Origin of the sequence: Vibrio sp. DW001, assembly GCF_029016285.1 — a bacterium.
Classification (GTDB): Bacteria; Pseudomonadota; Gammaproteobacteria; order Enterobacterales; family Vibrionaceae; genus Vibrio.
Map to the genome: position 1 here is coordinate 2,656,693 of NZ_CP091975.1, position 14,836 is coordinate 2,671,528.

At 41.5% G+C, this 14,836-nt stretch carries 10 protein-coding genes and 2 pseudogenes; 7 read left to right on the forward strand and 5 right to left on the reverse strand.

What is annotated here, in order from left to right:
• Positions 1-11: 11 nt before the first annotated feature.
• Genes L3V77_RS12060 through L3V77_RS12075 form a run of 4 tightly spaced genes read left to right on the forward strand, consistent with a single transcriptional unit; the run spans position 12 to position 4,218 of the window.
• Positions 12-1,493 (forward strand): sugar ABC transporter ATP-binding protein, encoded by a 1,482-nt coding sequence (locus L3V77_RS12060; RefSeq protein ID WP_275134387.1) that lies wholly within the window; start codon positions 12-14, stop codon positions 1,491-1,493.
• A gap of 19 nt (positions 1,494-1,512) precedes the next feature.
• The gene (locus tag L3V77_RS12065; RefSeq protein ID WP_275134388.1) at positions 1,513-2,490 is read left to right on the forward strand and encodes an ABC transporter permease; all 978 of its coding nucleotides are present in this window, start codon (positions 1,513-1,515) and stop codon (positions 2,488-2,490) included.
• 10 nt (positions 2,491-2,500) lie between these two features.
• Positions 2,501-3,355, forward strand: a complete 855-nt coding sequence (locus L3V77_RS12070; protein WP_275134389.1) for a MurR/RpiR family transcriptional regulator — start codon at positions 2,501-2,503, stop codon at positions 3,353-3,355.
• A 2-nt stretch (positions 3,356-3,357) separates the two neighbouring features.
• Positions 3,358-4,218 (forward strand): ribokinase, encoded by an 861-nt coding sequence (locus tag L3V77_RS12075; protein ID WP_275134390.1) that lies wholly within the window; start codon positions 3,358-3,360, stop codon positions 4,216-4,218.
• Between the two features lie 420 nt (positions 4,219-4,638).
• Here the strand turns inward: L3V77_RS12075 and L3V77_RS12080 are convergent.
• Positions 4,639-4,782, reverse strand: a pseudogene (locus L3V77_RS12080) (IS5/IS1182 family transposase); the annotation flags it as partial.
• A gap of 164 nt (positions 4,783-4,946) precedes the next feature.
• Between L3V77_RS12080 and L3V77_RS12085 the strand changes: the two are divergent.
• A complete protein-coding gene (locus tag L3V77_RS12085; protein WP_275134391.1) occupies positions 4,947-6,158 on the forward strand; it encodes a hypothetical protein in 1,212 nt (403 codons plus the stop codon).
• Positions 6,159-6,405: 247 nt separating this feature from the next.
• The gene (locus L3V77_RS12090) at positions 6,406-7,422 is read left to right on the forward strand and encodes an IS110 family transposase (RefSeq protein WP_275133889.1); all 1,017 of its coding nucleotides are present in this window, start codon (positions 6,406-6,408) and stop codon (positions 7,420-7,422) included.
• Positions 7,423-8,005: 583 nt separating this feature from the next.
• Here L3V77_RS12090 and L3V77_RS12095 read toward each other — a convergent pair.
• From L3V77_RS12095 to ltrA (L3V77_RS12110), 4 genes and pseudogenes are all read right to left on the reverse strand, one after another.
• Positions 8,006-10,084, reverse strand: a complete 2,079-nt coding sequence (locus L3V77_RS12095) for a hypothetical protein (RefSeq protein ID WP_275136757.1) — start codon at positions 10,082-10,084, stop codon at positions 8,006-8,008.
• 283 nt (positions 10,085-10,367) lie between these two features.
• Positions 10,368-11,786 (reverse strand): annotated as a pseudogene (gene ltrA / locus L3V77_RS12100) (group II intron reverse transcriptase/maturase).
• A gap of 3 nt (positions 11,787-11,789) precedes the next feature.
• On the reverse strand, positions 11,790-11,999 hold the full coding sequence (locus L3V77_RS12105; protein ID WP_275134392.1) for a hypothetical protein: 210 nt from the start codon (positions 11,997-11,999) through the stop codon (positions 11,790-11,792).
• A 278-nt stretch (positions 12,000-12,277) separates the two neighbouring features.
• A complete protein-coding gene (gene ltrA, locus L3V77_RS12110; RefSeq protein WP_275136734.1) occupies positions 12,278-13,750 on the reverse strand; it encodes a group II intron reverse transcriptase/maturase in 1,473 nt (490 codons plus the stop codon).
• Between the two features lie 745 nt (positions 13,751-14,495).
• Between ltrA (L3V77_RS12110) and L3V77_RS12115 the strand changes: the two genes are divergently transcribed.
• The gene (locus L3V77_RS12115) at positions 14,496-14,681 is read left to right on the forward strand and encodes a hypothetical protein (protein WP_275134393.1); all 186 of its coding nucleotides are present in this window, start codon (positions 14,496-14,498) and stop codon (positions 14,679-14,681) included.
• Positions 14,682-14,836: the final 155 nt, after the last annotated feature.

Here is a 14,836-nt window from a genome sequence, read left to right on the forward strand (position 1 = left end):
AACGGTTGTGTATGACTGGAGTCACTAAAGTTTATGGGAAAATTGCAGCTATTGAAGATGTTAATTTTTCTGTACTTTCTGGTGAAGTTCACGCTTTAATCGGTGAAAACGGTGCGGGTAAATCAACTTTATTAAATGTTCTGTCAGGTGTGCGAGATGCGACCGCCGGAACAGTAAAAGTGGATGGCAAACTCATTGAAATGGAGTCGCCATTATCTGCTCGTAAAGCTGGTATTGCGATGATTCACCAAGAATTGCAACTCGTTCCTGAACTCACTGTAGTTCAGAATATGTTTCTAGGTCGTGACATCACTAAAAGTAAGGGACTATTTGTAGATAAGGAAGCTCAAGTCAAAAGGGCAACGAAAATTTTGGCTCAATTAGATGATAGCATTGACCCAAATATCCAAATCAAAGAGCTACGAGTTGCTCAGCAGCAAATAGTTGAAATTGCACGAGCTCTTCTGGACGATGCCAAAGTATTAGCAATGGATGAGCCTACCTCTAGTTTAACACCAACAGAGTTTGAACGGTTAGCAGAAATCATTGCGGACTTAAAAGCTACTGGTGTTGGCTTAATCTATGTTTCCCATAAAATGGATGAAGTTTTTCAAGTGTGCGACAGAGCAACAATCCTTCGTGATGGGAAGCAAGTAGGTGTTGTAAACATTAGGGATGAAACACCTAAAACAATTGTGACTAAAATGATTGGGAGAGAAATTGAAATAGAAGCTCACCAAACATTTATGATCGACAAGGAGGTGCTTCGTTTAGAAGAACTAGGACGTTCCGGGGCGGTATCACCAGTTAGCTTACGTGTAAATGCAGGTGAGGTATTAGGTATTGCAGGACTTGTTGGAGCGGGTCGAACCGAACTTCTTAAACTCATTGCTGGAATTGACACAAAGACTTCGGGGAATGTTTTCGTTGATGGGCAGTGTATTGATAATCACTCCATTCAAGGTGCAATCAAAGCGGGCATCGGGTTGGTTCCAGAAGATAGAAAGAAAGAAGGTATCATCAAAGAGCAATCTATCAAGATGAATGTAGCTCTACCCACGATGGAACAATTTTCCAGCAATGGGATTATTAAACAGTCGGCTATGACCGATGATGTTTTCAAGGTTATGTCTGAGCTTAATCTGCGGCCGTTAGATATCGAAAAGCACATTGGTGATTTGTCTGGAGGCAATCAGCAAAAAGCAATTATAGGTCGTTGGGTCACTGCTGATTGCAAAGTGATTCTATTTGATGAGCCAACACGTGGAATCGATGTTGGCGCTAAATCTGAAATCTATAACCTTATCCAAAAACTATCACAACAAGGCAAAGCCATTATCGTTGTTTCATCAGAAATGCCAGAAATAATCAGAGTGTCAGATAGAGTCATTGTGATGCGAGAAAGTCAAGTCGCTCGTGAACTCTTGGGAAAAGATATTACTGAAGAAAACATTGCCCAAGCTGCAATCAATGATAACCACCAACAGCATTAATTAATAGGGAAGTTGAACAATGAGCACTCTTGAAAATAAAATGCCTTCTAAGGGCACTATCAGCATGCCAAAGTTTAAGTTTAATCTTAGAGATGCAGGGACGGTGATCGGACTATTAATAATAGTAATAGTCTTTTCGGTATTGTCTCCGGTATTTTTTACGATGCCTAATATCATGAACATTCTGCAACAATCATCACTCAACGCTTTGATAGCACTGGGTATGACATTAGTGATTATTTCAGGGGGCATCGACCTGTCCGTTGGCCCGACTGCTGCGTTGTCGGCAGTGTTGGGAGCTACGTTGATGATTTCTGGTGTACCGTTACCTATAGCTATTATAGGTACTTTGTGTGTTGGTGCATTTTGTGGGTTTTTTAGCGGTTTTTTAGTGGCATATGCGGGGCTCCAAGCCTTCATCGTGACATTGGGTGGCCTGTCTCTTTTCAGAGCAATCGCGTTATTGTTTACTGGTGGCAATCCGGTATTTGGCATTCCACTTGAGTTTCGTATGTTTATTAATAACGATTTATTAGGGATTCCCGTTCCTGTAGTGATCGTGGCTATCATCGCATTCTTCTTATGGGTAGTTATGAACAAAACGCCTCTAGGTGTCTACATTCTTGCTATTGGTGGTAATGAAGAAGCCGCACGTGTAGCAGGTGTTCCCGTTAAAAAAACTAAAGTTGTCGTGTTTATGATTTCCGGTACTCTCGCCGCGCTCTCTTCTCTTATTTTGGTTGGACGATTAGCTGCTGCTGAGCCAACTATGGGGCAGTTGTGGGAACTTGATGCAATTGCTGCAGCGGCTATTGGTGGCGCTTCGTTAATGGGAGGCAAAGGTTCAATTGTTGGAACCATTATTGGTGCAATTATTTTAGGGTCTCTACGTAACGGGCTCACATTAATGAATGTTCAGGCTTTCTGGCAACTCGGAGCAACAGGTATCATTATCATCTTCGCTATGCTAGTCGATCGAGTTACTCGCGGTAAATAAGGTGGTACCAATGCAAGATGTTAATGCGATAGGGGCGCAAATACGGAGCAGACTATCTAAGTTGACTCCATTAGAAAGAAAAGTCGCCACTGCCATTATGGTTGATGAAACATTCGACCAAACAACACCATTAAAGAAAGTGGCTTTAGTCAATGGTGTTTCTGAAGCCATGATAGTAAAAATAACCAAGAAATTAGAATTTACAGGTTTTAGGAATTTCAGAGAAAACGTAGCTAGGTATAAACAGCTTGAGATTGCAAACCTACATTCTGAAATCCATGCAGATGATTCTACGGTTGAAGTGCTAGAAAAGGTGTTTCGTACAAGTATCCAGGCTATTGAAGAAACAAGCAGTGTCTTAGATGTTAATGCATTAAGTCGAGCGGCAAAAGTTTTGTTCAGTGCAAATTTCATTTGTATCTATGGTGTTGGTGGGTCAAGTTCGGTCGCTAATGACCTTTCGCACAAATTATTAAAAATAGGTATAAAATCGACGGTTTATGACGACTCACATATGATGCTTATGTCCGCAGTTATCATCTCTGAAGATGATGCCGTAGTCGCAATAAGCCATTCGGGTAGCACTAAAACGGTAATTGATCCTAGTACACTTGCCAAAAAGAACGGGGCCAAAGTAATTTCTTTGACTAACTACCCTCAATCCCCGTTAGTGGATACCTCAGACATCGTTTTGCAATCAACCTCACAAGGCTCACATCTACTTGGTGAGAATGCAGCAGCAAGAATCGCGCAACTCAACATTATTGATGCACTCTTTGTGGCAATAGCTCGAGAGGATATTGAAACTGCAGAACAAAATTATAATAAAACACAACAAGCGGTATCACACTTAAGGATGATTTAATTATGGGTATACTTGTACCTGGAAGTTTGCATTACGACATCATGATTGATGTGCCTCATCAACCAGAAAAAGGTGAAACGGTTCTTGGTAGCCGAACGTCATTTAAGTTTGGTGGCAAAGGTGGAAATCAAGCTATTTCTTGTGCTAAACAAGGACAGAAAGTTCGTTTTGTTGGAGCGATAGGCGACGATGCAAACGGATCATACCTAGTATCTGTACTCAAAGATACTGGAGTCGACGTTTCTCATATACAAAAACTACCCGGTTTAACCAGTGGTATGAGTGTTGCTATGACTGACAAAACGGGTGATTATGCAGCGGTCGTTTCTTCTAATACAAATCAACTAATACCACTCGAATTATTCGATGATGAGTCTGTTTGGGCTGATATTAGTATGGTTGTACTTCAAAACGAGATCAACCCTCAAGCGAATGAAAAAGTAGGTAAAAGTGCAAAAAAACGAGGCATAAAAGTGTGTATGAATGCGGCTCCAATTACTGATGCGTATAGCCCTGTTTTCGACCATGTTGACTTAATGGTTGTCAATGCAGTAGAAGCAAGAGACATCTGCGGTATATCTGTCAACGATTTAGATTCCGCAAAAGAGGCGGCTATCGCTCTAACTAAACGGTTTAGCGAAGTAGTAGTAACCGCTGGTGGAGATGGTGTAGCCTATGCCAATGTTAAAGGAACCAATGGTTGTATTCAGGGGAAACGGATCAACCTTGTCAGTACTCACGGTGCTGGCGATTGTTTTATGGGAGCACTGTGTGCTCAACTAAACTCCGGTAAACCTCTAGAACAGGCTTGTTCTTATGCGAATGACATCGCTGCGATACACGTTTCAACACCGTCTAGTTAAGAAAAAGAAGCAGAAATGTTGTCACTCACGATATTTCTTGGTTAACTTGACAGTACCGTTTATACGTTTAGTTCGGTTGTCATGTCGGAGCCTATCTGATTTTTTGGCCATAGGTCGAATTTAAGTCTGCCAGTAATAAGGTGCAAATTATTGCCACTAACGAATTCGACCTAAGTGATAGCTTGGTTAAAACCGCACCTCAACGAATCCGTTCTGACAGATATACAGTAAATGTCGCCCAGTTAATAAAGTTGAGTCACAAAGTTTATTGTTCCAAAACACCGCAGTGCCAACAGTGATCGTGCTGGCACGTCTTTGGACAAAAGCGTGTCAGTATTTTTGATAATTTAGCAATTCATGAATGATTTAGGTATGGAAAAGTTGATTAAGTCACCGTCTAGTTTTGTTGGTGCAGATTAACCCACGACTACGCTTGCCGTGATATTCGTTGCATCTCCGAGAATCTATAGCCGAATCATCACCCCAGAATGTAACTGAACCGTGGTGCGCCAATGCCTTGCTGTGCGGCTTCCAGTTTGTGATTTTGTTCTTCGACTTGCTAATTTCTGACACCTGAAACATCTGTGATAAATGCTCTGATCACTGAATAACAAAAGAGTTCACTGATTTAACTGAATCAAGCTAATTTATTGATGTAAAAGCATTTATAGAGGTAAAGGCGCTATTATGGTAAATTCTGATTAGAAAAGTTACTTGAAGCCCCTAACATGAAAAAAAACTTATTGCTTATAACTTTGTTTTCTTCACTAGCCTTAGCCAATGTTGAAGAAAACAAAGCCGTATTAACACCAAATCAATTATCCGTTGCAATATCACCACTAGAAAGCCAATTGACGGACTTATCAAATGAATTTGATTCACTAGCCAAAAAAAACGACTTACTTGAACAAGAGATTACTTCAGCTTTGTTACATGCTTCATCGGAGATATCCAAAACACACCAAAGTAATAAAGCATTCTCAGATGAATTAAAGGAACAACAAGAAGAACTTTCTTCGCTTGAACATCGTGACGTTGATCTTTCTTTAAGTATGCAAAGAGACGTTTATCCAATATGGGTAAACTTTTTTGCAGTATTTATCAGTATCGTAGGGTCTATTGGAATCTCAGTATGGGTTACAAGAGAGGTTCTAACTAAGACTCTTCAGAATGAAAGTAAAACCCAAGTTGATGCATTGAAAGCCAACTTGGAACAACAAATAGAGTTACACAAGCACACAAATAAGACGAATAGTGACCAGCATAGAGAACAAATCGCATCTCAACTAGCTCAACATTTAGAACAGCTAAAAACTCAATCTAAACTAGCGTTAGGTGAACACAAAGAACACCATAAATTAACTATTGATGGCTTTAGGCAACAGTGGATAAATGACTTTCGAGACAATGTAACTGAGTATGTCAAAGTAATTTTGACGTTATGCCATTTTCATTCTACTGAAAAACCGTTCTTCGATGCTTACAAAGAACTAAAAAAAGCACAAACTTTACTTTCCAATTATAATCAGGAATACAATCGAAAAGTCTATGAGTCAGATTCTTTAGTAGAACGTGCGCGGCTAATTAATATAAAGAAACAAGATGATGAATATGTTTCTCTGATTCATAGACGTATTGACGCTGTGGATAGCTTTGAACTATATAAAAACCATTTCATGCAATACAACACTTTGAAGGGTGAATGTTTAACTATTCAGACAAAACTTTCTCTCATGCTCAAGCCTACTATTTCTTCTTCTGAACCAGATTATAAGGTTAGAAAACTTATAGATGAGATTTATCAGCTTACGTCTAAGCGAGAGGAACGTCGAATTATGGATAGCGATGTAAGGATAATTGAAAATCTAATCGACCATTTAAAATACCACACAAAAGTAATGCTCAAAACTGAGTGGGATCGTATACAGCGCAAAAAGTAACCATCTAAGTAAATACATAACAGTGGCATTTTCAATTAGTGAAAGGGAAGCTTGAAAAAGCAACTTGTCACTGTTTAACATCGTTAACGCATATGTGACTAAATCTTCAAAGTTCACATTATAAAATGTATAACAAACAGCATCAGCAAACGTAAATTGCGTAATATCTCTAAATTGTTTAATGAGATGGTACGTCCCTCCCTTCAGCTAAACTTGAACTGGTTTAGTCTTTAAAGGAAAGTGCCACATGAATAACTCACACATTATCGGAATCGACCTAGGTAAGAACTCTTTTCATTTAGTTGGTCATGACCAAGCTGGACATCAATTATTTAAGAAAAAGCTTACTCGCCAGAAATTACTAGAGTTCTTATCTTTCCATGAGCCTGTAATTATAGCCATGGAGTCGTGTGGCGGGTCTCATTGGCTAGCTAGAAAGTGCGCTGAACTTGGTCATACAGCCAAGCTAATCCCTCCACAATATGTAAAGCCATACGTTAAAACCAATAAAAATGATTTCATCGATGCTGATGCTATCGCAGAGGCAGCTTCACGGCCAACAATGAGGTTTTCTTCAGCAAAAACCGAATCAGCTCAAGTGGTATCTACCATTCGGAAAATTCGCAGCGGATATATTAGAGAGCGCACCGCTTGTATGAACCGAATAGGATCTATCCTTCTTGAGTTCGGGATAAGTTTGCCAAAAGGGCACGCTAGTATGAAAGGTTTATTCCAGTGGTTGGTAGATAAGAATCAACACCTTCCTCCTCTAATCATCTTTGAATTGAGTGAGCTACATGAACACTATCAGAACCTCAATGAACGTATAGACTCACAAGCAGACAAGGTCGAGAGAATTCTCGCTGACAATGAGCAAGTAAAACAATTACAGACTGTTCCTGGTATTGGCCCAGTTATCGCTAGCGCTTGTATATCAACTGTCGGTAATCCAAATGACTTCAAAAACGGGCGAAATTTCGCTGCATGGATCGGGCTTGTTCCTGTTCAATATTCTACGGGTGGCAAGTCAACGCTACTTGGGATATCAAAACGAGGAAATAAAGAACTGAGAACGCTATTTATCCATGCCGCAAGGTCAATTTTATGGAGAGATAAGTCGGTCGAAAAATATTTTGGTTCATGGCTTATTGAGCTTAAGAAACGAAAACCTTTTAACGTGGCCGTGGTAGCACTAGCCAACAAGATAGCCCGTATAGCGTGGGCAATTTTAGTCCATAAAAAATCTTTTGAAATAAGAACATAATCAGAATTTGCAATGAGAATTAAAGATGACACAACGGTTAGACCACCAGACTGAAGACCTGTTGCCCCAAACAGCAACTTAAAATGCTTTTCGTTTTGTGAGGACAGTCTGGCGCACACCTCATCATAGAGCTGAGACTAATGACAGTCTCTAATAGACTCTGAATATATTAGCGCAAATCAGCTCGTTATTTTTAACTCTACTTGCAATAACGGGACGTACCATATATTGGGGCAGAAATGAGTCAGCGACGATCTCAAAGACTCGAAAATGGACAAAATCGAGTCTGTGACTTTGGTAAATCACCACTTAGCGGATAATCTTAGATATTGCAAATCCTCTTATCGATTAGCTAAAGTAACTCATCCATTCCAGTTCGATAACAGGTTGATATTGTCTCTTGATAGCATGAGAGGCATTACCAGAAATACAGATAAAATGTCTTGTAGAAACATCGGTTATACCGGCCGACTGACACACGTTCTAACAGCATTGGTGGTGTATTTTGACCTTTCGAAAAAATTACCACCAAGCCTGCTATTGGACTTAAACCTACTGTTTCAGAACCAAAAATCAACGAATATCAGTCGGAAACATGATAGTCGCGTCCTAGTATTAGCTCCACTAAGTTGTCAACACTCACATCCTGTACTGGCACCTCCAGTTTATCTTGACGATCTAAGATATAGTCAGGAACTGGCTTCGGAGTGGGGATTACCTCCCTAGGAAGCTGCGAAAGCATGTTCTCACTCTTTGCCTTTAGGTTCTCATATCCCAAGTGATCTGCTAACTTGATGAGTTCTTCTAGCATTGCTTCGTGCATCATCCATACGAACGCACGTTTATGTTTCTGGCGAATGAGATTGAAATTCTCCTCTGTTCCTACCTTTTCTGGGTCTATTTCTGCTTTATACGCATCAGGATCTTCCAGCACGATCCGTTGCCGGTATATCACAAGCATTCTGCTATAGTCTCTCACTACTGCGGTTAGGTCTTCTTCACTGGGTGGAGATTTCTCTGTTAGCCTTTCTGGGTTCAAGCGTACCGGCATGAAGAACTGGAAATCGATACCAGATAGAAACAACATAGTGTCAGCTACCATGGCGTGTAGTTCGGCTGTAGGAAAACCTCCGCGTGCAATAGCCAGTCTTTCATCCTTGGATAGAGTAACTAAGTAGTTTTCCCCTAAGTTCAAAGACAAGTACTCGTAGAGGTGTTCCGGTTTCAGTTCGATATCTACTTCAGGAAACCCGATAAGACTACGCCCTAGCTTGTTGTTTTCTTTTACGAACGGAGTAAGATCAAACTCACTATATAGTGCTGCACGACATGATGAACTCGCCAATGCAGTAAAGAAGTCACGACGTGAGTTCTCATCTGGATGCTCTAGAGCTGCCTCTAAAAACTCACCAAGAACCCTCTTGAACTGTAACGTACAGAGTCCGCCAGTGTGCACTACTGCCATGTTAATGAAACGAACCATGGCATCAATAGCTCTCCTAGTGCCATTTTCTATATCACTATGAGTCAACACTTGAATACACTCAGCTATATTCTCAAACAATTGAGCGGCATTAAATAACTCATCATCCTGACATACTTGATCGAAGAGACTGGTGTATACACTACACTGCACCCCATAAGGGTCTTTACTACATATATAGTCTCGTAAATAATTCTCTATGCGCTGCAGCTCTTCATAAGACATCGAAGGAGCTATCTCCATCATTTCTTTCTCACGCATATCACGCCAATTATCAATGGTAACAAAAGAATCACGACGCGGTCTGTGTAGGATAAAGGTTGGAGTGATATCGAGTAACGCATCCACGCTGGGGTATTCTTCTTGAAAGATATGGCCCCAAGGATTTGAGAATTTTTCGTGAAAAACTGTTGAACCAGAAATATTGAAGCTTATTGAGTTTGAATGTGAGTATGGTTTACCATTATTTCCAGTGAAAGGTTGTTCCCAAGCAGGAAAAGCTGATTGAATTTGGTTTCCTCTGAGTTGTATTCGCAACTTTATAGTCTTTAGAGGGGCATTCACCAAAGCGTACCCATAAAGTACTCCAGCTCCTTGTTCTGATGTTGGGTAATTAGAATCATCGTTATCAATATTATCAAAGGCTTCGGTGAGGATCTTGATAATATCATCTTCTGTGTATCCTACAGGGTATAGCGTCTTCCAAAGGTACCCTGATTTATAATAGTTGTCAGGTTGCATAGTTATTCTAGCTGCGCTACCCGTAAATAACTGTCGGGGAATTTTTAAAGTAATAACTCCGTTCTGAAGTTCTCGAGCGAAGAACCAATCGTCATGCCTATCAACATCGTATTCAAGAAGGTGCGCGATGTTTGTATGGTGCGATAGTAAGTTCTCCCAACCGTCCAAGGTGTGAAGTCCACCAGAGAGAACTACTTCGGTCGTTCTAACACCTTGTGAACTTACCGGTCTAATTGCAGTATCACCGGAAAAAATATGTTTGAGAGCAGACTCAGTTAACTCATACTCTCCTTTCTTCCCGAAGCGAATAGGGTACACCTTTGACATTGTCACTCTCTCACCTATCTTAAATAGTTCTTTTTTTGAACGTAAGAGCTCTCGCAGTTGCTTACGTATTTTTTTCATCCTGATCTTAGAACCAACTCGCCCCATTAGCATCACCTTCACGTATATTCCTACGTCAAAGATACACATTTAAAACTCTAATGTAGAGACCTGACAGGGAAAAATCCCAAGGCGATATAGCAGATCTTGCGTGTTACAACGCACTATTTTTTATATTAAAACTTGCTGATTCTCTATAACGTCTTCAGATGCGTAACAAACTTTTGTCGGGTGGACGACACTTGTTACCAAGTGCCGTCTCCCTAAGAACCCAGCGTGCAACTTTCACTGCACTAGGCTCAAGCCTCCACAAAGGCATCAAATGATACCCAGCAACTTATAACGCAGTCGGGACAGGCTCTTTCCAAGAGTTACGCGCTAGCCTTTTAGACTTTCTCTTTGCCAAGTACTCTTGGTATTGAGGGGCAAATGGTGTCGCTGCACTTCGGATTTTCACATGCCTTTCTATCGGCACTTTGGCTATTTGGAAGAGATCGAACTGGCAATCCATATCCATGATCTTCTGCCAACCGTGAAACTGCCATTGGCCTTTACGGTTGATGAAGTAATTTTAGGGCGATCCAACTTTTAGACTTTGTTGGATGACGCCTTTTAGCCCAGTGCCATAACGTATGGAATAGCTTGTGACCGACATATCCGAATACCTGTTTAGCCACGCAATGTCGATAATAGTTCGACCCCCCCTGAGTTTCGGATTTATCAGTTTGATAAGATCATTCACTGGAAGGGTTACGTGCTTTTTGATGAGTTCACGCAGATTACTTAAGAACATCAACGTATTGGATTTACTCGGCTTAATGAGCAGTTTCCCTTTGTATTTTCTGTGGTTGAACCCAAGAAAGTTAAAGCCATCGTTGATGTGGGTGATATGCGTTTTCTCTTCGGATAGTGTCAAGCCTCTTTCTGCTAAGAAGTCAGCAATCAACGGTTTGATATCGTTCTCTAGCACTTCCTTTGAAGCGCAAGTGACGACGAAATCGTCGGCATATCCAATAAAGTTAGCTCTTGCTCCTTTTTTGAGAGCGGTAGACTTAATTTGCTGTTCGAGACCAGAGAGCGTCATTAACATCAAGGTTGGGGATATAATCCCACCTTGAGGCGTGCCTTCATCAGTGTCGTAAAACAGCCCTTTGTCTACAAAACCAGACTTCAACCATTGTTCCAACATACGTTTATCGATAGCAACATTGTCCATGAGCCATTGATGTCCGATTTTGTCGAAACAGGCTTTTATATCCCCTTCAAGAACCCATTGCGCTGAACGCTTTTGACTCAAGCAAATAAAACACTGCCCGATAGCATCAGCGGTACTGCGTTTTGGTCGAAAGCCGTAACTGTTAGGGTCTGCAAGGCATTCCGACACGGGCTCTAACGCTAATAGGTGAAGCGCTTGTTGCGCTCTGTCTATCATACATGGGATACCCAGTGGTCGAAGTTTGCCATTCTTTTTGGGGATGTAGATACGCTTGAGTGGTCTAGCTTGATAAGCCTTTCGACTCAATTGATTCACTGCTTTCATACGGCGTCCATCTGTATTCCAGATGACACCGTCTATTCCAGACGTTTTACTGCCTTTATTTTGTGATACTCGCTTAACAGCAAGAAGCTTTGCTGAACGAGAATGAGTCAATATCCACTGCAACGCTTTCACTTTGCCGTGTTTACCTTCTCGTGTTGCCTTTGCGATACGCATCTGAAGCTTTAACACATGCAACTCAATGGGTTTCCAGTCGATTGACTACCATTGGGCGCTGTCAGGAGAGGCACTAATCTCGGTTGAAATCATCATTTGCATTTCTCCTTGAATAAAGTTCTTCAAATTCTCTCGCAACGGGAGACCAGTCAGAAGTGGGCTCACTTTCGTGATCAGACACAAGTCTGTATCTGCATCGTTACAATGCAGCCTTCGCTTTTTCCAACCTCCTCTACCTGCACCACTATCGGCCACAGAGGCTTTCCCATAGGGAGTGATACAGGCTTACCCTGTTCCGTATGTTAGGTAAATGTCAGCTTAGATGCCCACTCTAGTGCGGAGAGTACTCTGATCACGAAAGGGCAATGCCCAACTCCTTTCCGACTCTCATTGCCATTTTGGCCACAGCGTATAACGCACCTGTCGGGTGGACGACACTTGTTACCAAGTGCCGTCTCCCTAAGAACCGTACGTGCAACTTTCACTGCATACGGCTCAAGCCTCCACAAAGGCATCGTTTGATACCCAGCAACTTATAAAGCAGTTAAAACAGGATCGTTCCAAGAGTTGCGAGCTTTCCTTTTGAATTTTCTCTTCGCCAAGTATTCTTGGTGCTGAGGGTCAAATGGCGTTGCGGCACTTCGGATTTTCACATGTCTTTCTATTGGTACTTTGGCTATTTGAAATAGATTGAACTGACAATCCATATCCATGATCTTCTGCCAACCGTGAAACTGCCACTGGCCTTTTCGGTTGATGAAGTACTTATGGGTGACCCAATTTTTTGATTTAGTTGGGTGACGCCTAACAGCCCAGAGCCATAATGCTTGGAATAGTTGGTGCCCGACATATCCGAAAACTCGTTTGGCAACACAGTGGCGATAGTAATTCGCCCATCCCCGTATTTTGGGATTTATCATTTTGATAAGGTTATTTACTGGGATCGTTGCGTGAGCTTTGATGAGTTTACGTAAGTTACTTAAGAATGACAGTACGTTGGTTTTACTCGGTTTTATGAGTAGCTTCCCTTTGTATTTTCTGTGGTTGAACCCTAGAAAATCAAATCCATCATTAATATGAACTATGCGTGTTTTTTCATCGGAGAGTGTTAGACCTCTTTCTATTAAGAATTCAGCAATCAATGGTTTTATATCGTTCTCTAATACATCCTTTGATGTACAAGTGACAACGAAGTCATCAGCGTATCCAATAAAGTTAGCTCTTGCTTTCTTTTTAAGAGCCAAGGACTTTATTTGTTGTTCAAGCCCTACGAGAGTCATTAGCATCAAGGTTGGAGAAATTATTCCACCTTGTGGCGTACCTTCGTCAGTACGATAAAACAACCCCTTGTCAATAAAACCAGACTTCAGCCATTGTTCCAACATACGCTTATCTACAGCGATGTTATCAAGAAGCCACTGATGCTCGATTTTATCAAAACAAGATTTAATATCTCCTTCAAGAATCCATTTAGCCGCCTTCTTTTGAGCCAAACATAAGAAACACTGCGCTATTGCATCAGTGGTGCTGCGATTTGGTCTAAATCCGTAACTATTTGGGTCTGAGATTGTTTCTGAGATAGGCTCCAATGCAAGGAGGTAGAGCGCTTGTTGCGCTCTATCAGTCATGCAAGGAATACCAAGTGGTCGAAGCTTACCGTTCTTTTTAGGGATGTAGATTCGCTTGAGTGGTTTAGCTTGATAAGCTTTCCGACTCAATTGATTCACTGCTTTCATGCGACGCGCATCTGTATTCCAGATGACGCCATCTATTCCAGGCGTTTTACTACCTTTGTTTTGAGATACTCGCTTAACAGCAAGAAGTTTTGCTGAACGCGAGTGAGTCAGTATCCATTGCAACGTTTTCACTTTACCGTGTTTACCTTCTCTAGTTGCCTTTGCGATACGCATTTGAAGCTTTAAGACACGCGCCTCCACAGCCTTCCAGTTAATGGATTGCCATTGTGCACTGTCAGAAGATGCACTAATCTCGTTCGAAATCATCATTTGCTTTTCTTCCTTAATAAAGTTCTTCAAACTTTCTCGCAACGGGAGACCAGTTGGAAGTAGGCTCACTTTCGTGATCAGGTATATTCCTGTATCTGCGTCATTACAATGCAGCTTTCGCTTTCTCCAACCTCCTTTACCTGCATCACTATCGGCCACAGAGGCTTTCCCAGAGGGAGCGATACAGGCTTACCATGTTCCGTATGTCTCGTAATGTCAGGGGAGATGCCCACTATAATGCGAAGAGTATTTCGATCACGAAAGAATACATTCAAATTTCTTTCCTACTCTCGTTGCTTATTTAGCTACAGCGTCTAAACCACTTCCGCTGCTTGTGAAATTACGCATCTGACGTGGATTCACTTCTGTTCATCATACTGACTCCCTAGCACTTACCCGATTTATGTGGTTATCAGGAGGAGCGTCCTCTCACGATTCAGTTCCCGCCTATTAGATAGACTTTGTTACATTGTCAGGCTCGCTTCTTTATTCAGAGCCATAGGGTCATTTGGTGATACAAATGGTTCGCTCTTTTCGTGGCGAACAACGATTCATACGACTTCATGTCGCACTAAATGGATTCACATTCGTTCATCATACTGACACCCTAGCACTTACCCGAATTGTGGTTTTCAGGAGGAACGTCCTCTCACGATTTCGTTCCCACTCAGCCTAACGACCAAGTTTCGTTACATTGTCGGATTCGCTGCTTTATTCAGAATCCTAGGGTCATCTGGTGATACAGATGGTTCACTCTTTTCGTGGTGAACAACGCTTCATACGACTTCAGGTCGCACGGGCAGAAATGAGTTTGGCAACATCGCCTCTGTTAGATTCCAATCAGCAAAGAAAGCACTACCTCTATAAGTGCGTATTTCGGAGCATTGCGATCACCTATTTCGGCATTATTCGATCACCTGTTTCGGTTTAAACCGATCGCTCATTCCGCAATAATCCGATCACTTTAGCCCAAACTCCGAAATGGGCGATCGGAATAGCGAAATCACTGATCGGATACTCCGAAACCCTCCCTTTTTCTCTTTTAAATCAACCAGTCGCTATCCTTGTTAGTAGTCGTATACAACT